Source organism: Streptomyces sp. NPDC048255, from assembly GCF_040652415.1.
GTDB lineage: Bacteria > Actinomycetota > Actinomycetes > Streptomycetales > Streptomycetaceae > Streptomyces.
This window is the reverse complement of sequence record NZ_JBEZMA010000008.1, coordinates 47,666-74,240: the sequence shown is the minus strand read 5'-3', so window position 1 is coordinate 74,240 and position 26,575 is coordinate 47,666. Positions and strand designations below refer to the sequence as shown.

Genomic DNA, 26,575 nt, shown 5'->3' with positions numbered 1-26,575 from the left:
CCTGCGGGGTGCTTACGGGTGTCTGGCCTGGGCTGCTGCCCGGGCCCGGCTCGGTTCGGCATCTGCCCGCGCCCGTGCTCGCCGCCGCTGCGGGGGCGCTGCCCCCGGCCCCCGCGCCTCAATCGCCGGCGGGGCTGGAGTGGGCTGGGTTGCTCCTGGCGGGCTGAGGGACTGGGGCTTCGCCCCTTGCCCGGCTGGGTTCGGTGTTCCGTTCGTGCGTGGGCTCGCCGCCGTTGCGGAGGCGCTGCCCCCGGGCCCCCGCGCCTCAATCGCCGGCGGGGCTGGATTTGTCCCCGGCGGGGTGGGGGTGGCCCCGGCAGAGCCGAAGTTGCGTCCGGCGGGGCTGGATTGCCCGGAGGGCAATTCAGCCCCGCCGGCGTTTGAGGCGCGGGCGCGGAGCGCCCGGAGGGGTACGGGGCGGAGCCCCGGCGCGGGGCCGCGGGCTCACCGCGAACTGCTGAGCGCGGCTCCGGGCGGAGCCCCGACACGAAGCCGCGGGCTGACACCGCGCGCCGCCGAGCGTGGCGGCGGCTCCGACACGAAGCCGCGGGCTGACACCGCGCACCGCCCAGCGTGGCGGCGGCTCCGACACGAAGCCGCGGGCTGAGATCGCGTAGCGCCGAGCGTGGCGGCGGTTCCGACACGAAGCCGCGGGGGGACACCGCGCTCCGGCGAGCGCAGCGGCCTGGCAGGGTGGGGGAGTGGATCAGCTTGCTCTGCTGTTCGTGCTGCTGCTCGGGGCCGTGGTGACGGTGCCGCTCGGGGATCGGCTCGGACTGCCCGCGCCCGTGCTCATGACCATCGGCGGGGTGGGCCTCGCGCTGGTGCCCGCCGTGCCCAATGTCGACATCCCGCCCGAGTACATCCTTCCGCTGGTGCTGCCCCCGCTGCTGTACGCCTCCGCGCAGCGCACCTCCTGGCGGCAGTTCGCGGCCAACATCCGGCCCATCTTCCTGCTGGCCGTGGCCCTGGTGTTCGTCACGACCGCCGCCGTGGCCGCCGTCGCGCACGCCGTGGTGCCGGGGCTGCCGATCGCCGCCGCCGTGGCGCTCGGCGCGCTCGTCGCCCCGCCCGACCCCGTCGCCGCGACCGCCGTCGCCGGTTCGCTCGGGCTGCCCCGCCGGATGGTCTCGATCCTGGAGGGGGAGGGGCTCTTCAACGACGTCACCGCCATCGTGCTCTACCACGTGGCCATCGCCGCCGCCGTCAGCGGCAGCTTCTCCTGGCCGGAGGCGCTCGGGGAGTTCGTCCTGTCCGCCGTCGTCGCCGTGGCCGTCGGACTCGCCCTCGGCTGGGCCGCGAACCGGTTGATGGGCAAGCTCGGCGACGCCACCCTCCAGATCGGGCTGACGCTGCTGGTGCCGTTCGTGTCGTACGTGGTGGCGGAGGAACTCCAGGGGTCGGGGGTGCTGGCCGTACTGACGACCGCGCTGTTCCTCGCCGAGTACGCGCACGACGCCGACGACGTCCTGGGGCGCCTGGCCGGGCACACCTTCTGGGAGGTCGTCGACACCCTGGTCACGGGCGTGGCGTTCGGGCTGATCGGGCTGGAACTCCACAACGTGTTCGGTACCGCCCAGGGCCGCGTGGGGGAGATGGCCGGCTGGGCGGCGGCCGTGATCGGGGTGGTGGTCGGCGTACGGCTGGTGTGGCTGCTCCCGGCCGGCTGGCTCGCCAAGAAGCTGCACAAGCGGCGCGACTACGACGAGGAGATCCCGCTGAGCTGGCGGGAGAGCGTGGTGATGTGGTGGGCCGGTATGCGCGGGGTGGCCTCGGTGGCGCTGGCCCTGGCGATTCCCTTCCGTACGGACAGCGGTGAGCCGTTCCCCGCGCGGGACCAGATCGTCTTCATCGCCTTCGCCGTGATCATGGTGACGCTGGTCCTGCAAGGGCTGACCCTGCCGTGGCTCGTACGTCGGCTGGGGGTGGAGGCCGACACGGGCGCGGCGCAGGAGACCGAACGGCAGCTGGCGATCCGCGCCGCCAAGGCCGCGAAGCGGCGGCTGCGGGAGATCCAGGAGGTCGAGGACCTGCCGGAGGACCTGGTGGAGACGCTGTACCGGCGCGCGTACGACGTCGGGGCCCGGATCAGCCCCGACATGGTGGACGAGGAGCGGCGGGAGGCGTACGCGCAGCGGGTGCAGCGGATCCGGGACATCCAGCGGATCCAGCGCGAGATGATGTCCGCCGCCCGCCACGAGGTCCTCTCCGCCCGCAGCGAGCCCGGCGCCGACCCGGAGATCGTGGACCGGGTGCTGCGCTTCCTGGACGTCCGCAGCCTGCGCAACCCGTAGCCCCGTAGCCCCCTAGACCCGTAGCCCCGCAGCTCCGTGACCCCTACCGGCCCGCCGGGCGGGCCAGGCCGCGCGGGAGGCGGACGTACGGGATCTCCAGCGGGCCCGGCGGTCCGGCGGTCCGGCGCGGACCCGGACCAGGCCGTCCTCGACCACGGCTTCGTGGATCCGGCCCCGCGCGGCACGCCTCCGCCGGCACCCGCGCCGGGCCCCCGGGGCGGGTACCGCCCAGGACCGGGAGCGCATCGCCCTGGCCCTGGGCGGGCTGCCGTTCGCCGTCGTACGCCGCCCCCCCCGCGCGCCGGGCGGCCGCTGCCGCCGCACGCCGAGGACCTCGTCGAGGAGTGCGCGGGCGCCCTGTTCTACACCGCGTAGCGGTCCGGGGCGAAGAGCTGGAGGTTGGCCGCGACCCACTCCGAGGTCCGGCGCAGGCCCTCCGCCAGGGAGACCTCAGGCTGCCAGCCCGCCCAGTCGCGGGCGCGGGTGTTGTCCGACAGGAGCCGCTGGACCTCGCTGCCCGACGGGCGCAGCCGCGACGGGTCCACGACCAGTTCCGCCTCCCGGCCCGAGGCCGCGATCAGGGACCGCGCGAGGTCGCCGACGGAGATCTCCTCGCCCGTACCCAGGTTGACCACCTGGCCCAGGGCCCGGTCGCACTCGGCCACCGCGAGGAAGCCCGCCGCCGTGTCCGTCACGTACGTGAAGTCCCGCGTGGGGGTCACCGACCCGAGGCGGACCTCCGCGGCGCCCGCGTGGAGCTGCGCCAGGATCGTGGGGATCACCGCGCGGGCCGACTGGCGGGGGCCGTAGGTGTTGAAGGGCCGCACCACCGTCACCGGCAGCTCGAAGGCGTGGTGGAAGGAGAGCGCCATCATGTCCGCGCCGATCTTCGACGCGGAGTACGGGGACTGCGGCTGGAGCGGGTGGCTCTCGGAGATCGGGGCCGTCAGCGCGGTCCCGTAGACCTCGCTCGTGGAGGTGTGCACCAGGCGGCGCACACCGTGCCGGCGGCAGGCCTCCGCCACGTTCTGCGTGCCGGTGACGTTGGTCTGCACGTACGCGCCGGGCGAGGCGTAGCTGTACGGGATGCCGATCAGAGCCGCCAGGTGGAAGACGGTGTCACAGCCGGCCACCGCGTCGCTGACCCGGCCGGCGTCGCGGACGTCGCCCGCCCACATCTCGACCGGCCCGTCCGGGTCGGCCAGGTACCGGGCCAGGTGGCCCTTCTCGGCGTACGGCTTGTAGTGCACGAAGGCGCGCACCCGCGCACCCCGTGCCACCAGCAGGTCCACCAGCGTCGAGCCGATGAAGCCCTCGGCTCCGGTGACGAGGACGGTGCGGTCGGTCCAGGTGTTCACATGCGCTCCAGGAGGGGGGTGGGGACGAGGCCGGCGACGCGGAGGACCTCCGCCGCCAGCAGTTCGGCGGCCCGCGCGTGCGGGCCGGGGTCGGCGGCGCCGGCCATGGCCGCCAGCCGGGCCGGGTCGGCCAGCAGGGGGCCGACGAGCTCCGCGAGGCGTTCCGCGGTGGTCTCGGAGTCGGGCAGCAGCAGTCCGGCGCCCGCGTCGGACAGGACCCGGGCGTTGTGGGTCTGGTGGTCGCCGGGGGCGTGCGGGTAGGGGACGAGCACCGCCGGGACGCCGGTCGCCGCGAGTTCCGCGACCGTCGCCGAGCCCGCCCGGCACACCACGAGGTCGGCGGCGGCGTACACCAGGTCCATCCGGTCCAGGTACGGCACGGCCCGCGCGATCCGCCCGCCGCCCGAGGCCGCGAGCTCCCGCTCGGTGTCCGCCAGAGCCGCCGGACCCGTCTTGACCAGCAGTTGTACGTCGTCGCGCCCCTGCCAGAGCGCGGCCAGCGCGGCCGCGGCCCCGGTCAGGCGCAGGGCGCCCAGGCTGCCGCCGTTGAACACCACCAGCCGCCGCCCGGCGGGAACCCCGAGGGCCCGCCGGGCCTCGGCGCGAAGCGCCGCCCGGGCCGCTCCGGGCAGGCCGGCGAGCCCGGCGAGAGCCGCGGAGATCGGCATTCCGGTGGTCAGCGCCCGCGCCCCGCCTGCCAGATGGCCGCGGCTGCGGTCGAAGGCCACCGCGATGTGCGGGGTGAGCCGGGCCGCGAACTGGTTGGCGCGGCCGGGCACCGCGTTGGACTCGTGGATCACCGCGGGCAGCCCGGCGAGGCGGGCGCCGAGCACGGCGGGCGCGCTCGGGTAGCCGCCCATGCCGACGACGGCGTGCGCGCCCTGGGCCCGGATCACGGCCCGCGCCTGGTGCGCCGAGCGCAGCAGCGCGGCGGGCAGCAGATAGCGCTTCGCGCCCAGTGCCGGGTCGAAGGGGATCATGTCGACGGTGTGCAGGCGGTAGCCCGCGCCGGGTATCAGCTCGGTCTCCAGGCCCCGTTCGGTCCCGATGAACGAGACCACGGCGCCGGGGACGGCCGCGCGCAGCGCCTCGGCGAGAGCGAGTCCCGGATAGATGTGGCCGCCGGTGCCGCCCGCGCCGATCACGACGGAGAGGGGCGCCCGGGGCGTGTCTCGTGTGTCTCGTGTGGTCATGGACGCACCCTCCCGGTGCGCCCTAAGAAGGTTCTAAGAGGAACTCTCATAAGCGTTTGGCAGGCTTTGTCCCATGAGCACCCTGAACAGGCATCGGATTCTGGTGGTGGACGACGAGCCCGAGGTACGGGCCGCCGTGGAGGACGGCCTGGCCGTCGAGGGGTACGAGGTGCGGGGAGCGGCGGACGGGCTGGCCGCCCTGTCCGAGGTGGCGGCCTGGGAGCCCGACGCCGTCGTCCTGGACGTGATGATGCCGGTGCTCGACGGGCTGGGGGTGTGCCGGCAGCTGCGCGCGATGGGCGACCGGACGCCCGTACTCGTCCTGACCGCGCTCGGCTCGGTCAGCGAACGCGTCGACGGGCTGGAGGCGGGCGCCGACGACTACCTGGTCAAGCCCTTCGCGCTGGACGAGCTGGTCGCGCGGGTACGGGCGCTGCTGCGGCGGGCCGCGCCGGAGCCCGCGGGCGCCGCCGCGCCGGCCTTCGCCGACCTGGTGCTGGACCCCGTGACCCGGACCGGGCGGCGCGGCGGGCGGCCGCTGGAGTTCAGCCGGACCGAGGCCGCCCTGCTGGAGCTGCTCCTGCGCCACCCCGGCCAGGTGCTGCCGCGCGAGCTGATCCTGGAGCTGGTGTGGGGGCGGGACTTCGGGCCGGACTCGAACTCGCTGGCCGTGTACGTGGGGTACCTGCGCCGGAAGCTGGAGGCCGGGGGCGAGCCGCGGCTGGTCCACACCGTGCACGGGGTCGGCTACCGGCTGGACACGGCATGACCGGGGTCGGCATGACCGGGGCGGGGGCGGAGTCTGGGTCTGGGTCTGGGTCTGGGCAAAGCCGAGGCCAAGGGCTGGGGTCGGGGCAAGGGCAAGGGCAAGGGCAAGGGCAGGGGTCGGGGGCGGGGCAAGGCCAAGGGCCTGGGCCAGGGTCGGGTCACGGGAAACGGCGCGGGCGCGGCAGGCGGGGGCTCGGGGCCGCCTGGCGCAGGCGCAGGCCGCTGCGCACCCGGCTGGCGCTGGCCGTCACCGCGGCGGTGGCCTTCGTGGCCGTCGGGGTGTGCGCCGCGGCCTTCTTCGTGGTCCGGGGCGCTCTCTACCGGCAGCTCGACCTCAGCCTCACCCAGTCCGCCCGGCTCGCCGCCCAGCGCAACCCGGACGCCGGGCCGGGCACGCTGGCCGGGGAGTGCCGCTTCCTCGCCGCCCCGGCCTGCGCGGAGGTGGTCCCGGCCGACCCGGCCGCAGATCCCCGTACGCCGGGACTGCTGCCCGTGGACCCGGCGGCCCGGGAGGTCGCGCGGGGCGAGCGGGCCCCGTACTACACGAACTTCACGTTCGCCGGGCACCCCGCCCGGATGCTCACCACCGACTACGCCGACGGGCGGGCGCTCCAGGTCGCCCTGCGGGCCGACCGGGTCGAGGAGGGCATCGAGGAGGCCGCCTGGTGGCTCGTCCTGACGGCGGCGGCCGGGGTGCTGCTCGCCGCCGTTCTCGGCCACTGGGTCTCGCGGACCGGTCTGGCCCCCGTCACCCGGCTCACCGCCACCGCCGAGCGGATCGCCGCCACCCGGGACCCCCGGCACCGCATCGAACTCCCGCCGCCGGGGCGGGAGGACGAGATCACCCGGCTGGCCGGGAGCTTCAACACCATGCTCGGGGAGCTGGAGGAGTCCGTCACGGCCCAGCGGCGGCTGGTCGCGGACGCCTCCCACGAGCTGCGGACCCCGCTGACGGCGCTGCGCACCAACGCGGAACTGCTGGCCCGGGCCGACCGGCTCACCCCCGCGCAGCGCGAGCGGGCGTCCGGAGCGCTGGGGCGGCAGCTGCGGGAGGTGACGGGGCTGGTGAACGACCTGATCGAGCTGGCCCGGGACGAGGAACCGCAGCCGCTCGTGGAGCAGGTCCGGCTGGACACCCTGGTGGAGCACGGGGTGCGGGCGGCGCGGGCGCACTGGCCGGACGTGCCGTTCCGCTGGCGCGCGGAGTTGGCGGTGGGGGAGGCGGCGGAGGCTGTGGTGGTGCCCGGGGTGCCGGCCCGGCTGAGCCGGCTGCTGGGGAACCTGCTGGACAACGCGGCGAAGTTCAGCCCGGCCGGGCTGCCCGTGGAGGTCGAGCTGACGGTGCGGGGCGCGGGGGCCGCTGGGCCTGAGCTGACGGTACGGGACCACGGGCCGGGGATCGCGGCCGAGGACCTGCCGTACGTCTTCGACCGGTTCTACCGGGCCGATGCGGCTCGGGCGCTGCCGGGGTCGGGGCTGGGGCTGGCCATGGCGCGGCAGATCGCGCGGGCGCACGGGGCCGAGCTGACTGCCGAGGCGGCGCCGGGGGGTGGGGCGTTGTTCCGGCTGACGTTCTGAGTCGTGGCCGAGCCTTGACGCCGGGGCTCGGGCCCGGGCCCCGCGCCTCGATCGCCGGCGGGGCTGGATCGGGCTGAGCCGGTTTCCCTGCCTGCGGACCGGCTGCTGGGGCTCCGCCGTGGGCCGCGCGCCGCGAAAGCCGGTGGGGGCTGGGTTGGGCTGAGCCGGTTGCCCTGCCTGCGGGCCGGCTGCTGGGGCTCCGCCCCAGACCCCGCGGCTCAAACGCCGGCGGGGCTGGATTGGGCCGGCGGGGCTGGAGGGGCGGGGTGGGGCTGGAGGGGGGCGGGGGTCAGTCGGTGGGTGGCAGGACGGCTTCGGCGGTGGTGATGCGGGGGAGGGCGTACGGGTGGTGGGTGAGGAGCCAGGTGATCATGCGCTCGCGCACCGCGCAGCGGACCGTCCAGACGTCGTCCGCGTTGTGCGCCGTGACCACCGCCCGGACCTCGACCGTGTGCGGGGTGGTGTCCGTCACCGCCAGTCCGGAGCCCCGGCCGTCCCATTCGGGGACGTCCTTCAGGATCCGCTGGAGCTGCTCGCGCATCAGGCCGAGAGGGGCGCTGTGGTCCAGGTACCAGAAGACCGTGCCGGTCATCTGCGCGCCGCCGCGCGACCAGTTCTCGTAGGGCTTGTTCGTGAAGTACGAGACCGGCATCGTGATGCGGCGCTCGTCCCAGGTGCGGACGGTCAGGAAGGTCAGGGTGATCTCCTCGACGGTGCCCCACTCCTTGTCGACCACCACCGTGTCGCCGATGCGGACGGTGTCGCCGAAGGCGATCTGGAGGCCGGCGAAGAGGTTGCCCAGCGAGGACTGGGCGGCGATGCCCACCACGATGCCGAGGACGCCGGCCGAGGCGAGCATGGACGCGCCGAGGGTGCGCATCGGCGGGAAGGTCAGCAGCATCGCGGCCAGCGCCACGACCACCACCACCGCCGTGACCACCCGCTGGATCAGCGTGACCTGGGTACGGACCCGGCGGACCCGGGCGGCGTCGGGGGTGGCGGCGGCGTACCGGGCGTAGGTGGAGTCGACGACCGCGGTCGCGAACCGCACCAGCAGCCACGCCGCCCCGGCGATCAGCACCAGGGTCAGGGCCCGGCCCACGCCGACCGGGTGGTCGGGCAGGATCCCCGCCTCGCGGTAGGAGCCTCTCAGCAGCGTCGTGCACAGGACGAGCTGGAAGGGCAGGCGGCAGCGGCGCAGCAGGCCCCAGAAGGGGGTCTCGGTGTGCCGGGCGTCGGCACGGCGCAGCAGCAGGTCCAGCAGCCACCCCGCGATCAGGGTGATCACCAGCGCGCCGCCGACGACCGCGACGGGGCGCAGTACGTTGTCCATCTCCATGGGGAGGAACGTAACCGGAAGGCGCCTTCTCACACCTTCCATCGGCGGCTGGCACGATGAGAGGCATGAACATCATGCTTTTCCACTCGTCGTACGGGCTGCGGCCCGCGGTGCACGCGGCGGCCGACCGGCTGCGCGCGGCCGGGCACCAGGTCCAGGTGCCGGACCTCTTCGAGGGGCGCACCTTCGAGACCGTCGAGGAGGGCTTGGCCCACCAGGACGAGATCGGCCGTGACGAGCTGCTCCGGCGCGCGGTGCTGGCCTCCGCCCCTTACTCCGACCAGGGCCTGGTCTACGCGGGCTTCTCCTTCGGCGGCTCCGTCGCCCAGCACCTGGCGCTGGCCGACGAGAAGGCGCGCGGGCTGCTCCTCCTGCACGGGACGGCGGACCTGGAGGACGGCGCCTCGGTAGACGAGCTGCCGGTGCAGCTCCACATCGCCGACCCGGACCCCTTCGAGCCGCACGACTGGCTGACCGCCTGGTACCTGCGGATGCAGCGGGCCGGGGCCGACGTGGAGGTCCACAACTACCCCGGTGCCGGGCACCTGTTCACCGATCCGGAACTGGAGGACTACGACGCCGAGGCCGCCGAGCAGCTGTGGAAGGTCGCGATCGGGTTCCTCGACACCCTGTGACCCTTGTGGTTCCCGGGGGAAGCCGGAAACCGGCTCTCCGCGGTCCGGTGGCCGCGGAAAGCCGGTTTCGGGTCGTTCAAGGGGTACCCCGGGGGGAGGTCCGGGGAGTGGTTCAGCCCGCCCGGTAGGCGGTCCAGCTGCTCTGCATCCGGGTCACCTGGCCGGCGGTGAACTGGTACATGCAGGAGTCGTACGTGTAGTCCATGAAGTTGCGGATCGGGTCCGCGCCGGGCTTGCTGGCGCAGCTGTCGCGCCCGGTCGGGCACTCGTACGCGGGGCTCTTCTCGGCCGGGGTGTCGGAGACGTAGTCACCGTTTCCGTTGCAGCCGCCCTGGAAGGTGTGGTAGAGCCCCAGCCAGTGGCCGACCTCGTGGGTCGCGGTGTCACCCTCGTTGTAGTTGGCCGAGGAGCCGCCCGGCAGCGAGGAGTCGAGCACGACCACGCCGTCCATCTTGGGGCTGGAGGCGTAGGAGCTCGGGAAGGTCGCCCAGCCGAGCAGGCCACCGGAGAGCTTGGCGGTGTAGAAGTTGAGCGCGCCCGGGCCGCCCTGGCGCAGGGTGTTCTTCATGTCCTTCTCGGCCTGGGAGCCGGAGGCCAGGTTGTACCAGCCGGCGTTGTCCGTGTAGTCGGTGGACGCCAGGGTGAACTGGAAGTTCGTGTTGGCGTTGCCGGTGCCCTGGCCGCCGTAGGCCGCGTTCAGGACCGACAGCTGCTTGTCGATGTCGGTGGCCGACAGCTTTCCGGTGGTGCCGGAGTGCACGACGTGGAAGTACACGGGGATGTTGACGACGGCCTCGGCGGCGGCCATGCCGCGCTGCGGCTGGTTCTTCAGGGCCTTGTCCAGCTTCGCCTTGAGGTCGGCGTCCATGGCCTTGGCCTGCGCCTCGGTGACCTCGTTCGGCTCGGCCGCGTGGTGGTCCTCCGGGCGCTCGACGCGGGCGTTCGCGGGAGCGGCGGACTCCTCGGCACACACCTCGGCCGGGGTCTTGGCGGCGGCGAGCGTCGTGGGAGCGGCGAGCGGGGTGAAGGCCAGGGTTCCGGCCAGTACCGCGGTACCCATCAGGCGGCGGCGGAGAAGGGGGGATATGCGGGCGACAGCGCGCACGTGGGCTCCTCGAGGTGGGGACTCGGTGGGGGGTTTCCGGCCTGTTGATCTCTCCGGATGGCGCGAAGCTTATGTGTTCATGACGCGTACGGGTCAAGCCCTTTACGTAAAAGATTTGTTGCTTCTGATGACGAAGGGGCCCCTGGTCTGCACCAGGGGCCCCTCTGCGCCGTAGAATTGACGGTCTGTCAGCGAACCGGTCGGTCGGCCCGTTCCACCTTCTGGGTCCCGTTCAGGGTCCGGTACGAGCGGGTCCAGGCGGCCGTGGCGTCCTGCCGCCGCTTGTCGGAGACCACGTAGTAGTCCATCTGCGAACGCTCGGCGGTCACGTCCAGGACGCCGTACCCGTGGGCGTCCATGTCGAGCCACTTGACGTGCCAGTTGGCGCCCTTGACGGCCGACTCGGCGACCAGCGAGGCGGTGTCCGCCGGCACGTGCAGGATGTCGTCCAGGTTGTCGGAGGTCACCGAGGTGACCACGAACTCGGTCGCCGCCGTGCCCGAACCCGGGTAGGTCGCCATGTTCACCGGGACCTCGTTGGCCCACGCCATGTGGATGTCACCGGTCAGGAACACCGTGTTCTTGACGTTGCGGTCCTTCAAGTGGCCCAGGAGTTCCTTGCGGTCGTCCGTGTAGCCGTCCCACTGGTCCACGTTGACCGCGATTCCGCCCTGCGGCAGGCCCAGCAGCTTGGCCAGCGGCTGGAGCAGGTGCGCGGGCAGCGAGGCGAAGGCCACCGGCGAGATCATCACCGAGGTGCCGACCAGCTTCCAGGTCGCGTCGGACTCCGCGAGACCCGCCTTGAGCCAGTCCAGCTGGGCCCGCCCGGTGAGGGTGCGCTCCGGGTCGTCCACTGAGCCGCTGCCGACCTTGACCTGCTGGGACCGGAAAGAGCGCAGGTCGAGCAGGTGCAGGTCGGCGAGGGTGCCGAAGCGCAGCCGCCGGTAGACGGTGCCGGCTATGGAGGCGCGTACGGGCATCCACTCGAAGTACGCCTGCTTGGCGGCGGCCGCGCGGGCCGCCCAGTCGCCCTCGGAGGCCGGGGTGTGGTTGTCCGCCCCGCCCGCCCAGGCGTCGTCGGCGAACTCGTGGTCGTCCCAGATGGCGACGACCGGGTGCGCGGCGTGCAGCGCCTGGAGGTCGCCGTCCGTCTTGTACTTGCCGTGCCGGGTGCGGTAGTCGGCGAGCGAGACGATCTCGTGCTTCGGCTCGTGCGGGCGCACGACGTACTTGGCCTCCGGGTACCCGCCCGACTGGTACTCGTAGATGTAGTCGCCCAGGTGCAGGATCGCGTCCAGGTCCGCGCGGGCCGCCAGGTGGCGGTAGGCGGAGAAGTAGCCGGACTCCCAGTTGGCGCAGGAGACCACGCCGAAGCGGACTCCGGCCGTGGTGACGTCGGGGCCCGCGGTGGTCTTGGTGCGCCCGACGGGGGAGACGCTCGCGCCGGCGGTGAACCGGTACCAGTACGAGGTCTGCGGCCGCAGCCCGCGCACGTCCACCTTGACGGTGTGGTCGGTGGCGGCGCTCGCGGTGACGGCGCCCCGGGCGACGACCTGGGAGAAGGCCTGGTCCCCGGCCACCTCCCAGGTCACCTGGGTGTCGGGGCCGGCGCCCGAGCCGGGTACGGCCGCGGCGGTCGGGGTGACGCGGGTCCACAGCAGGATCCCGTCGGGCAGCGGGTCACCGGAGGCGACGCCGTGCAGGAAGGCGGGGGCGGCTTCCGCCGCGTGGGCGGCGGTGGCGCCCAGCGAGGTGATGGGGGCCAGCGCGGCCGTGGCCGCGGCGGCGAGGACGACCGTACGGCGGCGGGGAGTTGCCGGGGTCGAAGAGGATGAGAGATGACTGGTCACGGATGATCATATTACTGATCGGTACACCTCCGAGAACAGAGCCGGAAATGCGACGGGCGGGCGAACTCTGGGAGTCCGCCCGCCAGTTGGGCCGCGATGTCCGGAAAAGCAGCTTTCCGAATGGCCGGTGATCAGCCCTGCAGAGCCTTGTCGACCGCCTCGGTGAACGCCTGCGGCGAGTCCGGGGTGTTGATCTTCTTGCCGTCCATCTTCAGCGTCGGGGTGCCCGTCACTCCCGACTTGTTGAAGGCCTTGGACATCTCAAGGGCCCAGCGGTCGTACGTACCGTTCTCGACGTCCTTCTTGAAGTCGGCGTTCTCCTTGAGCGCCGGGACGGTGTCCGCGACCTTCAGCAGGTAGTCGTCCTTCGCGAAGCTGTCGACCGTCTCCTCGGGGTGCAGCTCCTTCGAGTACAGCGCCGCCTTGTAGTCGAGGAAGGCCTCCGGGCTGACGTTCAGCGCCGCGCCCAGGGCGCTCAGGGCGTTCCTCGACCCCTCGCCCTTGACCGCGTTGTCGATGAAGGTCGCGCCGACGTACTGGAGCTTGTACTTGCCCGCGTCCACGTCCTTGCGGATCTGCTCGCCGCTCTTCTGCTCGAAGTCCGCGCAGGCCGGGCAGCGCGAGTCCTCGTACAGCTCCAGGGTCTTCTTCGCCTCGGCCTTGCCGATGACGACCGTGGTGCCGTCCTCGCCCTCGGTGTTCTTCGGCTTGACCAGCTCGGCCTTGGCGGCCTTGTCCCAGTAGCCGGGCTCGTTGGCCTGGACGACCAGGTAGCCGACGCCGCCGGCCAGGGCGAGGACGCCGGCGACCGCGCCGGCCACGATCACCTGGCGGCGGGTGCGGTCCCGCTTCGCCTGCTTCTCGCGCTCGGCGCGCAGCCGCTCGCGGGCCGCGGCCTTGTTCGCCTGGCTGTTGCGTGCACTCATCGTGATCTCCGTGGGTGGTGGCATGTCAGTGACATGCAGAAGGGAAGGGGGACTGCCGTACGTGCGTCAGGCGCCGGTGAGCGCGCCGAGCACGGGAGGTCCCCGTCGCCCCACGGAATGAGCCGGGAACCGGGTACGGGCCACCGCGCCCGAGCGGAAGGGCCGCAGCGCCCGGCGCGCCGGCCCGGCGGCCACGGCCACCTTGGCCACCGCCAGCAGCAGCGGCCGGAACGCGAGGGCGGCCACCGCCCGCAGCAGCTGGCCCAGGGCCCGCTCGCCGTACGCGAGCCAGGCGGAGGCCAGCAGCCCGACCGAGACGTGCGCGCCGAGCAGCAGCCAGGGCGCCCACGGTCCGGGCGCGGCCAGCAGCGCCGCCGGATCGGCGGCCGGGCCGCCCACCTCGGTCAGCGGCCCGCCCACGGGAGTGCCCCCGCACAGCTCGTCCAGGCCCATCGCGCGCAGCGGACCGGAGACCGGGCCGCCCGCCGGGCCGTAGCAGACGTGCTGCCCGGCGGTGAAGACGGTGTCGGCGGCCAGCTCCAGCGGCACGAGCAGTCCGGTGATCGGGCCGAAACCCCGCTCACGGCCCGCCAACGCGTAGGCGAGGACGAACACGGCGGCGAAGGCCCCGACCGCCAGCGGCGCCGGCAGCGGCACCCGGGACATCAGGACGTGCGAGCCGGCCGAGAGCAGCACGACGAGCGCGCTGAACAGCGCCGCCCGCAGCCCCCGGAGTCCTGCTCCTGATATGTCCATCGCCGCGAGTGTGCCATGCGAGCCTGTGAAAACGGGACCTGGGGTGTCGCGCCGGGTCCCGTTCCCGCCGGTCACGACGTGAGGCGGCCGTTGCGGAAGAGGTCCACGAAGATCTGGTGGTCGGCGCGCGCCCGGGCCCCGTACGCGTGGGCGAAGTCCACCAGCAGCTCCGCGAAGCCCTCCTCGTCGGCCGCGATGGCCGCGTCGATGGCCCGCTCGGTGGAGAAGGGCACCAGCGTCTGCCCGCTCTCGTCCGCGTCCGCCGCCCCGTGCATGGTCGCCGTCGCCCGGCCCAGGTCCGCGACCACCGCGGCGATCTCCTCCGGGTCGTCCAGGTCCGACCAGTCCAGGTCCACCGCGTACGGGGAGACCTCCGCCACCAGCTGCCCGGAGCCGCCCAGCTCCGTCCAGCCCAGCCACGGGTCGGCATGCGCCTGGAGGGCCCGCTGGGAGATCACCGTGCGGTGCCCCTCGTGATGGAAGTAGTCCCGCACCGCCCGCTCGGTGATGTGCCGGGACACGGCCGGGGTCTGGGCCTGCTTGAGGTAGATCACGACGTCGTTCTCCAGGGCGTCGCTGTGGCCCTCCAGCAGGATGTTGTAGGAGGGCAGGCCCGCCGAGCCGATGCCGACGCCGCGGCGGCCCACCACGTCCTTGACCCGGTAGGAGTCCGGGCGGACCAGCGATTCGTCCGGGAGGGTCTCCAGGTACCCGTCGAAGGCGGCCAGCACCTTGTAGCGGGTGGCGGCGTCCAGCTCGACGGTGCCTCCGCCGGAGGTGAAGCGGCGCTCGTAGTCCCGGATCTCCGTCATCGAGTCCAGGAGGGAGAAGCGGGTGCGGGAACGGGCCGAGCGCAGCGCCGCGAGCAGCGGGCCCTCGGCGCTGTCCAGGGTGAAGGAGGGCGCCTCGTCGTGCTTGGCGCCGGTGGCCAGGCGGTGGATCCGCTCCCGGTAGGCGCCGGCGTAGATCCGCACCAGCCCGCTGATCTGCTCGTCGCTGAGCGCCTTGGTGTAGCCGATCAGGGCGACGGAGGCGGCGAAGCGCTTCAGGTCCCAGGTGAAGGGGCCGACGTAGGCCTCGTCGAAATCGTTGACGTTGAAGATCAGCCGGCCGTTGGAGTCCATGTACGTGCCGAAGTTCTCGGCGTGCAGATCGCCGTGGATCCACACCCGGCCCGTCCGCTCGTCCAGGTACGGGCCCCCGTGCCGGTCGTGCTCCAGGTCCGCGTAGAACAGGCAGGCCGTGCCCCGGTAGAAGGCGAAGGCGGAGGCCGCCATCTTCCGGAACTTGACCTGGAAGGCGGCGGGGTCGGCGGCGAGCAGCTCGCCGAAAGCGGTGTCGAACACATCGAGTATCTGCTCGGCGCGCTGCTCGTCGGTCGTCTCGGGAACCGCCATGGCCGGTGCCTCCTGGTGGTGCGGGGTGGTACAGGTCCTGTCAGGCGGGACGCCGGACCGGTGCTCCTGGTTCTGCAACGCCCGACCGTACCCGTGAGTGCCCACGCCACGGGAGACGCGGTGCGACCCTTCTGTGTCGGTCCGGCGACGTAGACTTCGAGGCTGCCACCTCTCTCCCCTCCGGAGGACTCACACCGTGACCAAGCCGCCGTTCACGCACCTGCACGTCCACACCCAGTACTCGCTGCTGGACGGTGCCGCGCGGCTGAAGGACATGTTCAACGCGTGCAACGAGATGGGCATGACGCACATCGCCATGTCCGACCACGGCAACCTGCACGGGGCCTACGACTTCTTCCACACCGCCCAGAAGGCCGGGATCACGCCGATCATCGGCATCGAGGCGTACGTCGCCCCCGAGTCCCGGCGCAACAAGCGGCGCATCCAGTGGGGCCAGCCCCACCAGAAGCGCGACGACGTCTCCGGTTCCGGCGGTTACACCCACAAGACGATCTGGGCGGCGAACGCCACCGGCCTGCACAACCTCTTCCGGCTGTCCTCCGACGCGTACGCCGAGGGCTGGCTCACGAAGTGGCCCCGCATGGACAAGGAGACCATCTCCAAGTGGTCCGAGGGGCTGATCGCCTCCACCGGCTGCCCCTCCGGCGAGCTCCAGACCAGGCTGCGCCTCGGCCAGTTCGACGAGGCCCTGAAGTCCGCCTCCGAGTACCAGGACATCTTCGGCAAGGACCGGTACTTCCTGGAGCTGATGGACCACGGCATCGAGATCGAGCGCCGGGTCCGCGACGGGCTGCTGGACATCGGCAAGAAGCTCGGCATCCCGCCGCTGGTGACGAACGACTCGCACTACACCTACGCGAGCGAGGCCGGCGCCCACGACGCCCTGCTGTGCATCCAGACCGGCAAGAACCTCTCGGACCCGGACCGCTTCCGCTTCGACGGCACCGGCTACTACCTGAAGTCCACGGACGAGATGTACGCCATCGACTCCTCGGACGCCTGGCAGGAGGGCTGCGCCAACACGAAGCTGGTCGCGGACCAGATCGACACCGAGGGCATGTTCAAGTTCCGGAACCTGATGCCGAAGTTCGACATCCCGGAAGGCCACACCGAGGTCAGCTGGTTCCGCGAGGAGACCATGCGCGGCATGCACCGCCGCTACCCCGGAGGCATTCCGGAGGACCGGATGAAGCAGGCCGAGTACGAGATGGACACCATCATCTCGATGGGCTTCCCCGGCTACTTCCTCGTCGTCGCCGACTTCATCATGTGGGCCAAGAACCAGGGCATCGCGGTCGGCCCCGGCCGAGGCTCCGCGGCCGGTTCGATCGTCGCGTACGCCATGGGCATCACCGACCTCGACCCGCTCACCCACGGTCTGATCTTCGAGCGGTTCCTGAACCCCGAGCGCGTGTCCATGCCCGATGTCGACATCGACTTCGACGAGCGCCGGCGCGTCGAGGTGATCCGGTACGTGACCGAGAAGTACGGCCAGGACAAGGTCGCCATGATCGGCACCTACGGCACCATCAAGGCCAAGAACGCGATCAAGGACTCCGCCCGCGTCCTCGGCTACCCGTACGCCATGGGCGACCGCCTCACCAAGGCCATGCCCGCCGACGTCCTCGGCAAGGGCATCCCGCTCTCCGGCATCCTCGACCCCTCGCACCCCCGCTACGGCGAGGCCGGCGAGATCCGCGGGATGTACGAGAACGAGCCGGACGTGAAGAAGGTCATCGACACCGCCCGCGGTGTGGAGGGCCTGGTGCGCCAGATGGGCGTGCACGCCGCCGGCGTGATCATGTCCAGCGAGACGATCACCGACCACGTGCCCGTCTGGGTCCGGCACACGGACCAGGTCACCATCACCCAGTGGGACTACCCGAGCTGCGAGTCGCTCGGCCTGCTGAAGATGGACTTCCTCGGCCTGCGCAACCTCACGATCATGGACGACGCCGTCAAGATGGTGAAGGCCAACAAGGGGATCGACATCGATCTCCTGGCCCTGCCGCTCGACGACCCCAAGACCTTCGAACTGCTCGGCCGCGGTGACACCCTCGGCGTCTTCCAGTTCGACGGCGGCCCCATGCGCTCCCTGCTGCGCCTGATGAAGCCCGACAACTTCGAGGACATCTCCGCCGTCTCGGCCCTGTACCGGCCGGGCCCGATGGGCATGAACTCGCACACGAACTACGCCCTGCGCAAGAACAAGCAGCAGGAGATCACCCCGATCCACCCGGATCTGGAGAAGCCCCTCGAAGAGGTGCTCGCGGTCACCTACGGCCTGATCGTCTACCAGGAGCAGGTCCAGAAGGCCGCCCAGATCATCGCCGGGTACTCGCTCGGCGAGGCCGACATCCTGCGCCGCGTGATGGGCAAGAAGAAGCCCGAGGAGCTGGCGAAGAACTTCACGATCTTCCAGGAGGGCGCCCGGAAGAACGGCTACAACGACAAGGCCATCCAGGCCCTGTGGGACGTCCTGGTCCCCTTCGCCGGCTACGCCTTCAACAAGGCCCACTCGGCCGCGTACGGCCTGGTCTCCTACTGGACCGCCTACCTCAAGGCGAACTTCCCGGCCGAGTACATGGCGGGCCTGCTGACCTCGGTCAAGGACGACAAGGACAAGTCCGCGATCTACCTGAACGAGTGCCGGCGCATGGGCATCAAGGTCCTGCCGCCGAACGTGAACGAGTCCGAGCCGAACTTCGCCGCCCAGGGCGACGACGTGATCCTCTTCGGCCTCACCGCGGTGCGCAACGTCGGACAGAACGTCGTGGAGTCGATCATCAAGACCAGGAAGGCCAAGGGGAAGTTCTCCTCCTTCCCCGACTTCCTGGACAAGGTCGAGGCCGTCGTCTGCAACAAGCGGACCGTCGAGTCCCTGATCAAGGCCGGCGCCTTCGACGAGATGGGCCACACCCGCAAGGGCCTGGTCGCCCACCACGAGCCGATGATCGACAACGTGGTCGCCGTCAAGCGCAAGGAGGCCGAGGGACAGTTCGACCTCTTCGGCGCGATGGGCGACGAGGGCGCCGGCGACGAGCCCGGCTTCGGCCTCGACGTGGAGTTCTCCGACGTGGAGTGGGAGAAGTCCTACCTGCTCGCCCAGGAGCGCGAGATGCTCGGCCTCTACGTCTCCGACCACCCGCTCTTCGGCCTGGAGCACGTGCTGTCCGACAAGACGGACGCCGGGATCTCCCAGCTCACCGGCGGGGAGCACTCCGACGGCGCCGTCGTCACCATCGGCGGCATCATCTCGGGCCTCCAGCGCAAGATGACCAAGCAGGGCAACGCCTGGGCCATCGCCACCGTCGAGGACCTGGCCGGCTCCATCGAGTGCATGTTCTTCCCCGCGACCTACCAGCTGGTGTCCACCCAGCTGGTCGAGGACACCGTCGTCTTCGTCAAGGGCCGCCTCGACAAGCGCGAGGACGTGCCCCGCCTGGTCGCGATGGAGCTGATGGTCCCCGACCTCTCCTCCGCCGGCACCAACGCCCCCGTGGTCCTCACCATCCCCACGGTCAAGGTCACGCCGCCGATGGTGACCCGGCTGGGGGAGATCCTGCGCCACCACAAGGGCAACACCGAGGTGCGCATCAAGCTCCAGGGGCCGCGGACCACCACCGTGCTGCGCCTCGACAGGCACCGCGTACAGCCCGACCCCGCGCTCTTCGGCGATCTGAAGGTGCTGCTCGGCCCGTCCTGCCTGGCCGGATAGTCCCGGCCGGACCGCACGGAAAGGGCCTGCCCGGCATCGCCGGGCAGGCCCTTTCCGCGTGCGGACCGCTGGTGAGCGGCCGCGGCCGCGTCAGTTGTGGCCGAACTTCTTCGTCTTGCTCTTGTGCGCCAGATCCATCGGACTCGGCGCCTGCGAGGTCGATTCGGGCGAGGATTCCGTCGAGCTCTTCGACGGGTCCTGCGAGGACGAGCGGGCCTGCTGCTGCTTCGGCTGCTTCTGCTGCTTGTTCTTGGCCATGGTGGAGCCTCCGTGATGGGGTCTAGGGGCCAGGACCGCCTTCACACTCACACAAGCTCAGAAACAGCGCATTTTGGATCATTACTGCGCGTAGCTGCACGGCATTCCCGGGTCTCCTGAGAGATACGCCACGCCGATGATCCAGTTCCGGCCGTCAACACCCTTGCGGTCGGGCAGACTCGGGGCACTCGCCGAAAGCACAGAGGACCCCCAGGGAAGAGGGTGGAACGCGTGGACCGCTGCGTCGTCCTGGTGGACGCCGGCTATCTGCTGGGCGCCGCCGCGAGCCTTCTCGCAGGGGAGCCCTCACGCTCCCGCATCACCGTCGACCACGCCGCCCTCATCCAGGGCCTGCGCGAGCGGGCCGAGGCCGACACCGAGCAGCCCCTGCTGCGGATCTACTGGTTCGACGGCGCACCCGACCGGGTGCCCCAGCCCGAGCACCGGCGGCTGCGCGTCATGCCCCGCGTCACCGTCCGCCTCGGCGCCCTGACCCGCAGCGACGGCCGCTGGGCCCAGAAGGGCGTCGACGCGGCCATGCACGCCGAGCTCACCGAGCTCGCCCGCAACCGCGCCTGCTCCGACGTGGTCCTGGTGACCGGCGACGGCGACCTGCTGCCCGGCCTGATGTCCGCCAAGGAACACGGCGTCGCCGTCCACCTGTGGGCCGTCCAGGCCGCCGACGGGGACTACAACCAGTCCGAGGACCTCGTCGCCGAAGCCGACGAACGCCGCGTCCTCGACCGCGTCTGGATCACCCGGGCCGTCCGCGCCAAGGACCTCACCGGACTGTGCGCCCCGCCGCCCGCCCCGCGCCCCGACATCGCCGCCATCCTCTCCGCCCCGCTGCCCGAGGCGGCGCTCGCTGAGGCCGCCCGCAACGGCAGCTCCGCCGCCGAGGCCGAGAGCAGCGGCCCCTCCCTGCCCGCGCCCGCCGGCTCCGCGGCCAAGACCGTGCCCACGCCCAAGGACCTCGCCGGATCCCTGCGGGCCCCCGGACAGCAGGCCGGTCCGCCCGCAGGGCAGAGCACCGCGCAGCCCCCGGCCGGCAGCGCCCTGCGCTGGTCCTCCGACAAGGGCTGGATCGACCGGGCCGGACCGCTCGGCGAACCCGCCGAAACCGCCTCGCTGCCCACCCTCGCCCAGCTCACCAGCGCCGAACAGCGCTGGGCGGACCGCGAGGAGGACATCACCACCGTCGGCGGGGACCCGTTCGAGGTGGGACAGGTGTTCGCCCGGCGCTGGATGGAACGGCTCCCCGAGACCGTGCACCTGCAGAAACTCGCCACGATGTACCCGCGGATCCCGCACCGGATCGACGGCGAGCTGCTGCGCTACGCCGCCCGGTTCGGGCTGCTCGCGCACAAGGACGACCAGATCGACGAGCACGACCGGTACGCCATCCGGGCCGGGTTCTGGCGCGAGATCGACGTCCGGGCGGCCGCCGAACACGTGGCGGCGGTCCCGAGCGCCGCCCCCGCCGCGCCCGCCGCCCCGGCCACCCCGGCGGCCGAGTAGGGCCGGGAACCCCGTAGGCTGCTCCCTCGTGAGTACGGGCACAGCACACGCGGGACACCCCACGGCGGCGGCCTCGGCAGCAGCCGCGGGAGCGGCCTCCGACGTCGTCTGCGCGGTGCGTGACCTCGTCAAGACCTATCCCGCGGTACGCGGCCGGCGCGGGGCCCCCGCCCTGCCCGAGACCCGTGCGAACGACGGGATCTCCCTGGACGTCCGGCGCGGCGAGATCTTCGGCCTGCTCGGCCCCAACGGCGCCGGCAAGTCCACCCTGGTCCGCCAGCTGACCGGCCTGATGCGGCCCGACTCCGGCACCGTGACCCTCCTCGGCCACGACCTCGTACGCCACCCCGAGCGGGCGGCCCGGCTGCTCGCCTACCTGGGGCAGGAGTCCACCGCCCTGGACGAGCTCACCGTGTCCCTGGCCGCCGAGACCACCGGGCGGCTGCGCGGACTGGGCGCACGCGAGGCCCGGGCCGCGCGGGACGCCGTACTGGAGGAACTCGGGCTGACCGCGATCGCGGGACGGCCCCTGAAGAAGCTTTCCGGCGGCCAGCGGCGCCTCGCCTGCTTCGCCGCCGCGCTGGTGGGGGAGCGGCCCGTACTGGTCCTGGACGAGCCCACCACCGGCATGGACCCGGTGGCCCGGCGGGCGGTGTGGTCGGCCGTGGACCGGCGGCGCGCCCAGCACGGGGCCACGGTCCTGCTCGTCACGCACAACGTCATCGAGGCCGAGACCGTCCTCGACCGGGTCGCCGTCATCGACCAGGGCAAGGTCATCGCCTGCGACACCCCGGCCGGGCTGAAGGCCCAGGTCTCCGGCGAGGTCCGGCTGGAGCTGGTGTGGCGCGAGGGCGCTCCGCTGGACGTGCCCGAGGTCGCGCGGCTGCGCGCGGAGGCCGTCGAGTCCGGACGCCGCTGGGTACTGCGGCTGGCGCCGGACGAGGCCAGGGCCGCGGTGGCCGCGGTCACCGGCGGCCCGGCCTTCGCCGCCCTCGACGATTTCACCCTGGCCACGCCGAGCCTGGAGGACGTGTACCTCGCGCTCGGCGGCAAGACGAAAGGGCTGGTGAAGTCGTGAGCGACCGCTCCACGGGCGCCGTCGCACCCGGCCTCGCGCAGGACCTCGTACCGGGCGCCGGCGAGGACGCGGCTCCGGGCACCGCCCAGGACGCGGCCCCGCAGCGGGCCGGGGTCACCCGGCCCGCGCCGCTCGCGGCCCGGGCACGCTTCTTCCCCGCGCTGGCGGCGGTCTACCGGGCGCAGCTCTCCCGGGCCCGGGTGGCCCGGATCCCGCTGCTGTTCGTGGCCACCTTCCAGTCCGTCGGGATCATGATCCTGATGCGCGGGGTGGTGGACGGCGGCTCGGAGGCCCGGGCCGTGGTCGCCGGGTCCTCGGTGCTGGTCGTCGCCTTCGTCGCGCTGAACCTGCTCGCCCAGTACTTCGGGCAGCTGCGGGCAGGCGGCGGGCTCGACCACTACGCCACGCTGCCGGTGCCGCCCGCCTCGGTGGTGCTGGGCGCGGCCGCCGCGTACGCCTCCTTCACCCTGCCGGGCACCCTGGTCACCGCCGTCTTCGGATGCGTGCTGTTCGGGCTGCCCCTGAGCGGACTGTGGATCCTCGCCGCCGTCGTGCCGCTGGCCGGAGCCGCGCTGGCCGGGCTCGGGGCGGCGCTGGGACTGCTGGCGCCCCGCCAGGAGCTGGCCACCCTCGCGGGGCAGCTCGGCATGTCGGCGGCGCTGCTGCTGGGGGTGCTGCCGCCGGAGCGGATGCCGGACGTCATCGTGTGGACGCGGGACCTGCTGCCGTCGACGTACGGGGTCGAGGCCTTCGCGCGCACCTTCGCCCCGCATCCGGACTGGACCGCCGTCGTGCTCGACCTCGGGGTGTGCGCGGCCGTAGGCGTGCTCTCGCTGGCCCTCGCGACGTGGGCGTACCGGCGGGCGGCGGTCCGCTGACGCCCGTGCCCGGCCGACCCCCCTCGTCGAAGACCTGGCACGATGTGAGGGTGACCGAAGCCGTGACCCCGCCCTCCCCTTACGACCCGCCGCCGCACCCGCCCGAGAAGCCGGGCGACGCGTCGGGGCGCATCACCGCGCTGGACGTCCGCGACGGCGCCGCCGTCGCCCTGGCGGTCGGGGCGGCGGGTGTGCTCCTCGCCGTGCTGTGGGCCTGGCTGGCGCCGCGGACGCAGTACGTCTCCAACGGCGAGGCGGTGTTCCTGCGCAACAGCGAGAGCGAGGCGCGGATCGGCGCCGACGGCACCTTCTTCCTGCTGTCGGTCGCCCTGGGCGTGCTGAGCGCCGGGGCCGTCTTCCTGTGGCGCCGCAGGGGCGGTGTGCCGCTGGTGATCGGGCTCGCCGTCGGATCGCTCTTCGCCGCGCTCGTCGGCTGGCGCCTGGGGCTGTGGCTGGGGCCGTCCGCCGATCTGGCCTCGGCCGCGGCGGAGGCGGGCAAGGGCGTGCCGTTCGACGCGCCGCTGCAGCTGCTCGCGCACGGGGTGCTGCTGACCTGGCCGATGGCCGCGGTACTGGCCCACCTCGGCCTGACGGCCCTGTGGGCCCCGCGCGACCCGGCGCCCGTACCCGAGTGGGCCGGCGCCTACCCGCCGCCGCACGTCCACGCCGATCCTTCGCCCGCGCCGGAGCCGCCGCGCGGCTGACCGGCCGGCTGGGCTCGCCTGGGCTCCGGGTCCTGCGCCACCCGCCGCTGCCGGGGCTCCGCCCCGGACCCCGCGCCTCAAACGCCGGCGGGGCTGGGTTGATGTACCCCGGCGGGAGCGCGGGGTCCGGGGCGGTGCCGCTCCGGAGGGTCTCCTCGGCTCGCGCACCCAGGCATGGCTTCGTGGCTTGAGCGGTGGTTGCGCGCTCGTCCTGCGGGGACCCTCCTGCGCGTCCCCGCCCCGGCGCCGGGCATATCCAGCCCCGCCGGCGTTTGAGGCGCGGGGGTTCGGGGGCAGCGCCCCCGACAGCGGCGCCGCGGATGGCTACGGGCGGGCGATGGGGGCCAGGGTGGCGCCCGTCAGGGCGGTCAGGTCCGCGGGGGACAGTTCGATCTCCAGGCCGCGGCGGCCGGCCGAGACGCAGATCGTGGCGAAGGCGGCGGCCGACTGGTCGAGCACCGTGCGCAGGCGTTTGCGCTGGCCCAGTGGGGAGATGCCGCCGAGGACGTACCCCGTGGTGCGTTCCGCCATCGCCGGGTCGGCCATCGCCGCCCGTTTGCCGCCCACCGCCGCCGCCAGGGCCTTCAGGTCCAGCGAGCCCGAGACCGGGACCACCGCCACCGTCAGGACCCCGTCCACGTCGGTCACCAGGGTCTTGAAGACCTGCGTCGGGGAGACGCCCATCGCCTCGGCCGCCTCCTCGCCGTACGAGGGATGCGCCGGGTCGTGCTCGTAGGCGTGGGTGGTGAAGGGGATGCCCGCCGCCGTCAGGGCCACGATCGCCGGGGTCCCGGCCGCCTGCTTCGACTTCTTCGCCATCGGTGCGGCTCCGTCAGTTCGGGCTCGTCGGAGCACGGGTCAGGTCCACCGCGGGCAGCGACGGCAGGTGCCGGATCACCGCGGTCTCCGTCCGCAGCAGTTTCAGTTCCTCCGCGAGCCGAGTCGCCGTGTCCGGGGCCTGGAGCAGCCGCTGCTTGGCCGGGATGTCCAGCACGGCGGCCGCCGCCACCAGGTACGAGACCACCGACGGCTCGTCGGGCAGGTCCGCGCCCGTCAGGGACCGCTCGCGGGCGCCCGCGAGGCGCTTCTGGTAGGCGCGGAAGGCCCGCAGGACCCCCTCGGCCAGTGCCCCCGCACCCTCGCCCGCGTCCTCCGGGAGCTCTTCCAGCTCCGCGGTCAGGAAGGCGCCCGAGGAGTCCACGGAGAGCAACCGCACCCGGGAAGTACCGGTGGCCAGGACCTCGAAGCTGCCGTCCTCCCGTTCCCGGATCGTCGCCGCGTCCGCGATGCAGCCCACCCGGTGGAAGGCCTGGATCGGGTCCGCGCCGAAGCCCGCGGCGGGCCCCCGTTCGGGGACGGCCGTCTGGTCGGGGAGGCCCGGGGCGGTCGGAGCGACCTCCCGGCCGTCGCGGATCGCGACGACCGCGAAACGGCGCGGCTCGTCCTCGCCCGTCTTCAGCAGCTCGCGCATCATGGCGCGATAACGCTCCTCGAAGATGTTCAGCGGGAGGACGAGTCCCGGGAACAGCACCGAGTTCAGCGGGAAGAGGGGCAGGCGAACCGTGGTCACGAGGCACAGGGTAATGGCCGGAGGCCGGGCCCCGTCACCCCCGCCTCAGCAGGCGCGAGGCCCCGGCCGCCACCGTCGTGGCCAGGATCCACCCCAGCAGGACGAGGGCGGCCGCGCCCCACTGCCAGCCGCCCCTGACCTGCCACTGGCCCTCCTGGCCGAGATCGATCACCGGGAGCAGCAGGTCCAGCGCGTACAGGGCGGCGTTCCACTGCCGGTGCTCGTCCGCCTTGATCGCCGGCGGGTCGAGCTGGGAGAACAGCAGGGCACCCGCCGCCCACAGGACCGCCATCCACAGGGCGGCCCGGCCCGGGCGGTACCCGTAGACCACCGTCCAGTCCTGGAGGTAGCCCCAGGCCCTGGCCGCCGGTGACAGGGTGGTCCGGCGGCGCCGCTGCTTGGCCAGCAGCACCTCGCGGGCGTCCGCGTCCTCGCCGCTGGCCCGCAGGACGGCGGCGAGGCGTTCGTACGGCTCCGGCGAGTACTCGGGGGTGGCCGCCTCGACCCAGGCCAGCCTGCGGGAGAGCGGGAAATGGCCGCGGGGCGCGAGGTTCTCGTAGACGAAGCCCTCGATGGAGACCCCGCCCGGTCCCGGCCAGCTCGTGGAGGTGTCGACCAGCTTGACCACCTTGGCCCCCGACACCACCACCCGCCCGTACTCGGGCCGCTCGCCCACGAAGCGGAACTCGGGCGTCTGGATCCGCCGCAGGGAGACCTCCTGCTCGGCGGTGAGCACGAAGCGCGCGCCGTAGAAGTCGATGGCGTCGCCGAAGCGGCCGTCGTCAAGCCGCAGTCCGCCCCGGCACTCGAAGCGCTGCGCCCGCCGGCCGCGCGTCGGCGTCGTCCCCAGCCCGTACGGGGGAGTGGAGGAGTTCGTGCCGGGCACGTAGTCCAGTGCGATGGAGGTCAGGTACAAGGTCCGCTCGACCGTCAGCTGCGGGGCGTTCAGCGCGTACTTCCCGTACGGGTTGCGCAGGCGGGCCCCGCGCAGGTTCATCGACACGCCGACCTTCGCCCCGCGCAGGCTCACCTCCCCGTACGTCTCCAGCAGCTCGCCCTGGAAGTCCTGCGCGACGGACATCCCGTCCGCGGCGATCGCCCGGCCCTTGGCGTCCCGCTGCACCACGGCCTGGCTGATCAGCAGGTCGGTGCCGATCTGCGCGTCGGTCAGCCGCACGCCCCGGGCCACCCGGCAGCGCGGCAGGTGCAGATCGCCCTCGGTGTGCAGGCGCGCCGCCTCCAGGCGGGGGATCGCGCAGTTCACCAGCCGCAGCGTGCCGAAGCGGGTCTCGGAGAGCTGGACCTCGCTGTCGAAGCGGCAGGACTGGAGCTCCACGTACGGGTCCACCGTGCCGCCGGACAGGTCGAGGCGCCCCGTGATCCGCGTACCGCGCAGCTTCAGCGAGGCCACCCGGCCCGGTACCGGAGGCGGTCCGTGGAGCAGCAGCAGCGCCACCACCTGGGCGCGGACACTGCGCTCGGGGCCCCAGACCCGGTCGGCGTGCGGATCGTCGCGGTCCGCGCGGCGGACGCTCAGATCGCAGACGGCGCCCGTGCGGAAGGCCTCCCACATGCGGCGCTCGGCGTCCGTGAGGTCCGCCGGTTCCTCACCGGCGCGTGCCTCGGTCATG

Annotated in this window: 21 protein-coding genes; 9 read left to right on the top strand and 12 right to left on the bottom strand. The window is 72.9% G+C overall.

Annotated features, from left to right (window positions below):
- The first annotated feature begins 701 nt into the window (after positions 1 to 701).
- On the top strand, positions 702 to 2,294 hold the full coding sequence (locus AB0D94_RS09810; RefSeq protein ID WP_362048308.1) for a Na+/H+ antiporter: 1,593 nt from the start codon (positions 702 to 704) through the stop codon (positions 2,292 to 2,294).
- Positions 2,295 to 2,656: 362 nt separating this feature from the next.
- On the opposite strand, the gene AB0D94_RS09805 is transcribed toward AB0D94_RS09810, so the two are convergent.
- Both AB0D94_RS09805 and AB0D94_RS09800 read right to left on the bottom strand, forming a co-directional pair.
- Positions 2,657 to 3,652 (bottom strand): SDR family NAD(P)-dependent oxidoreductase, encoded by a 996-nt coding sequence (locus AB0D94_RS09805; protein ID WP_362048305.1) that lies wholly within the window; start codon positions 3,650 to 3,652, stop codon positions 2,657 to 2,659.
- Positions 3,649 to 4,845, bottom strand: coding sequence for a UDP-N-acetylglucosamine--N-acetylmuramyl-(pentapeptide) pyrophosphoryl-undecaprenol N-acetylglucosamine transferase (locus tag AB0D94_RS09800; protein WP_362048302.1), 1,197 nt, complete (start codon positions 4,843 to 4,845; stop codon positions 3,649 to 3,651). Before AB0D94_RS09800 ends, AB0D94_RS09805 begins: the two co-directional genes overlap by 4 nt.
- A 73-nt stretch (positions 4,846 to 4,918) precedes the next feature.
- Between AB0D94_RS09800 and AB0D94_RS09795 the strand changes: the two genes are divergently transcribed.
- Together AB0D94_RS09795 and AB0D94_RS09790 are read left to right on the top strand one after the other, a co-directional pair.
- Positions 4,919 to 5,614: a response regulator transcription factor gene (locus AB0D94_RS09795; protein WP_266937111.1), complete on the top strand. Its 696-nt coding sequence runs from the start codon at positions 4,919 to 4,921 to the stop codon at positions 5,612 to 5,614.
- Positions 5,615 to 5,853: 239 nt separating this feature from the next.
- A complete protein-coding gene (locus AB0D94_RS09790) occupies positions 5,854 to 7,191 on the top strand; it encodes a HAMP domain-containing sensor histidine kinase (protein ID WP_362048608.1) in 1,338 nt (445 codons plus the stop codon).
- 289 nt (positions 7,192 to 7,480) lie between these two features.
- On the opposite strand, the gene AB0D94_RS09785 is transcribed toward AB0D94_RS09790, so the two are convergent.
- A complete protein-coding gene (locus AB0D94_RS09785; protein WP_362048605.1) occupies positions 7,481 to 8,524 on the bottom strand; it encodes a mechanosensitive ion channel domain-containing protein in 1,044 nt (347 codons plus the stop codon).
- A gap of 62 nt (positions 8,525 to 8,586) precedes the next feature.
- Between AB0D94_RS09785 and AB0D94_RS09780 the strand changes: the two genes are divergently transcribed.
- Positions 8,587 to 9,165 (top strand): dienelactone hydrolase family protein, encoded by a 579-nt coding sequence (locus AB0D94_RS09780; RefSeq protein ID WP_362048298.1) that lies wholly within the window; start codon positions 8,587 to 8,589, stop codon positions 9,163 to 9,165.
- Positions 9,166 to 9,277: 112 nt separating this feature from the next.
- Here the strand turns inward: AB0D94_RS09780 and AB0D94_RS09775 are convergent, their stop codons facing one another.
- The 5 genes from AB0D94_RS09775 to AB0D94_RS09755 form a co-directional block, all read right to left on the bottom strand.
- Entirely contained in the window at positions 9,278 to 10,225 is a 948-nt protein-coding gene (locus AB0D94_RS09775) for a M43 family zinc metalloprotease (RefSeq protein WP_362048602.1), read from the bottom strand.
- A gap of 233 nt (positions 10,226 to 10,458) precedes the next feature.
- Positions 10,459 to 12,120, bottom strand: coding sequence for an alkaline phosphatase D family protein (locus AB0D94_RS09770; protein ID WP_362048295.1), 1,662 nt, complete (start codon positions 12,118 to 12,120; stop codon positions 10,459 to 10,461).
- Positions 12,121 to 12,251: 131 nt separating this feature from the next.
- Positions 12,252 to 13,046, bottom strand: coding sequence for a DsbA family protein (locus tag AB0D94_RS09765; RefSeq protein WP_362048292.1), 795 nt, complete (start codon positions 13,044 to 13,046; stop codon positions 12,252 to 12,254).
- Positions 13,047 to 13,112: 66 nt separating this feature from the next.
- Positions 13,113 to 13,802, bottom strand: a complete 690-nt coding sequence (locus tag AB0D94_RS09760; RefSeq protein ID WP_362048289.1) for a hypothetical protein — start codon at positions 13,800 to 13,802, stop codon at positions 13,113 to 13,115.
- A 71-nt stretch (positions 13,803 to 13,873) separates the two neighbouring features.
- The gene (locus AB0D94_RS09755) at positions 13,874 to 15,199 is read right to left on the bottom strand and encodes a DUF2252 domain-containing protein (protein ID WP_362048286.1); all 1,326 of its coding nucleotides are present in this window, start codon (positions 15,197 to 15,199) and stop codon (positions 13,874 to 13,876) included.
- A gap of 196 nt (positions 15,200 to 15,395) precedes the next feature.
- On the opposite strand from AB0D94_RS09755, the gene dnaE reads away from it, so the two are divergent.
- The gene (gene dnaE, locus AB0D94_RS09750; protein ID WP_362048283.1) at positions 15,396 to 18,938 is read left to right on the top strand and encodes a DNA polymerase III subunit alpha; all 3,543 of its coding nucleotides are present in this window, start codon (positions 15,396 to 15,398) and stop codon (positions 18,936 to 18,938) included.
- Between the two features lie 90 nt (positions 18,939 to 19,028).
- Here dnaE and AB0D94_RS09745 read toward each other — a convergent pair whose 3' ends face one another.
- Positions 19,029 to 19,196: a hypothetical protein gene (locus tag AB0D94_RS09745; protein ID WP_362048280.1), complete on the bottom strand. Its 168-nt coding sequence runs from the start codon at positions 19,194 to 19,196 to the stop codon at positions 19,029 to 19,031.
- Positions 19,197 to 19,418: 222 nt separating this feature from the next.
- On the opposite strand from AB0D94_RS09745, the gene AB0D94_RS09740 reads away from it, so the two are divergent.
- The 4 genes from AB0D94_RS09740 (at position 19,419) to AB0D94_RS09725 (ending at position 23,374) form a co-directional block, all read left to right on the top strand.
- Positions 19,419 to 20,714 (top strand): NYN domain-containing protein, encoded by a 1,296-nt coding sequence (locus AB0D94_RS09740; protein ID WP_362048277.1) that lies wholly within the window; start codon positions 19,419 to 19,421, stop codon positions 20,712 to 20,714.
- Between the two features lie 115 nt (positions 20,715 to 20,829).
- Complete coding sequence (locus AB0D94_RS09735; protein WP_362048599.1) at positions 20,830 to 21,792, top strand: ABC transporter ATP-binding protein; 963 nt, start codon at positions 20,830 to 20,832, stop codon at positions 21,790 to 21,792.
- A complete protein-coding gene (locus AB0D94_RS09730) occupies positions 21,789 to 22,670 on the top strand; it encodes an ABC transporter permease (protein ID WP_362048274.1) in 882 nt (293 codons plus the stop codon). The genes AB0D94_RS09735 and AB0D94_RS09730 overlap by 4 nt, the downstream gene beginning before the upstream one ends.
- 50 nt (positions 22,671 to 22,720) lie before the next feature.
- Positions 22,721 to 23,374 carry a hypothetical protein gene (locus AB0D94_RS09725; protein ID WP_362048271.1) on the top strand — a complete coding sequence of 218 codons (654 nt, stop codon included), beginning with the start codon at positions 22,721 to 22,723 and terminating at the stop codon, positions 23,372 to 23,374.
- Between the two features lie 324 nt (positions 23,375 to 23,698).
- On the opposite strand, the gene ybaK is transcribed toward AB0D94_RS09725, so the two are convergent.
- From ybaK to AB0D94_RS09710, 3 genes are read right to left on the bottom strand one after another with little or no spacing between them, the layout of a single operon-like run.
- A complete protein-coding gene (gene ybaK / locus AB0D94_RS09720; protein ID WP_362048268.1) occupies positions 23,699 to 24,193 on the bottom strand; it encodes a Cys-tRNA(Pro) deacylase in 495 nt (164 codons plus the stop codon).
- A 13-nt stretch (positions 24,194 to 24,206) separates the two neighbouring features.
- On the bottom strand, positions 24,207 to 24,944 hold the full coding sequence (locus AB0D94_RS09715) for an LON peptidase substrate-binding domain-containing protein (protein WP_362048265.1): 738 nt from the start codon (positions 24,942 to 24,944) through the stop codon (positions 24,207 to 24,209).
- Between the two features lie 34 nt (positions 24,945 to 24,978).
- Positions 24,979 to 26,574: an oxidoreductase gene (locus AB0D94_RS09710; protein ID WP_362048262.1), complete on the bottom strand. Its 1,596-nt coding sequence runs from the start codon at positions 26,572 to 26,574 to the stop codon at positions 24,979 to 24,981.
- Position 26,575 lies beyond the last annotated feature (1 nt).

Bases quoted from the DNA above. Each gene is read 5' to 3' on its own strand.
- AB0D94_RS09800 (WP_362048302.1), bottom strand. From the start codon at position 4,845: ATGACCACACGAGACACACGAGACACGCCCCGGGCGCCCCTCTCCGTC.
- AB0D94_RS09775 (WP_362048602.1), bottom strand. From the start codon at position 10,225: ATGGGTACCGCGGTACTGGCCGGAACCCTGGCCTTCACCCCGCTCGCC.
- AB0D94_RS09785 (WP_362048605.1), bottom strand. From the start codon at position 8,524: ATGGACAACGTACTGCGCCCCGTCGCGGTCGTCGGCGGCGCGCTGGTG.
- AB0D94_RS09795 (WP_266937111.1), top strand. From the start codon at position 4,919: ATGAGCACCCTGAACAGGCATCGGATTCTGGTGGTGGACGACGAGCCC.
- AB0D94_RS09755 (WP_362048286.1), bottom strand. From the start codon at position 15,199: ATGGCGGTTCCCGAGACGACCGACGAGCAGCGCGCCGAGCAGATACTC.
- ybaK (WP_362048268.1), bottom strand. From the start codon at position 24,193: ATGGCGAAGAAGTCGAAGCAGGCGGCCGGGACCCCGGCGATCGTGGCC.
- AB0D94_RS09710 (WP_362048262.1), bottom strand. From the start codon at position 26,574: ATGACCGAGGCACGCGCCGGTGAGGAACCGGCGGACCTCACGGACGCC.
- AB0D94_RS09780 (WP_362048298.1), top strand. From the start codon at position 8,587: ATGAGAGGCATGAACATCATGCTTTTCCACTCGTCGTACGGGCTGCGG.
- AB0D94_RS09745 (WP_362048280.1), bottom strand. From the start codon at position 19,196: ATGGCCAAGAACAAGCAGCAGAAGCAGCCGAAGCAGCAGCAGGCCCGC.
- AB0D94_RS09760 (WP_362048289.1), bottom strand. From the start codon at position 13,802: ATGGACATATCAGGAGCAGGACTCCGGGGGCTGCGGGCGGCGCTGTTC.
- AB0D94_RS09765 (WP_362048292.1), bottom strand. From the start codon at position 13,046: ATGAGTGCACGCAACAGCCAGGCGAACAAGGCCGCGGCCCGCGAGCGG.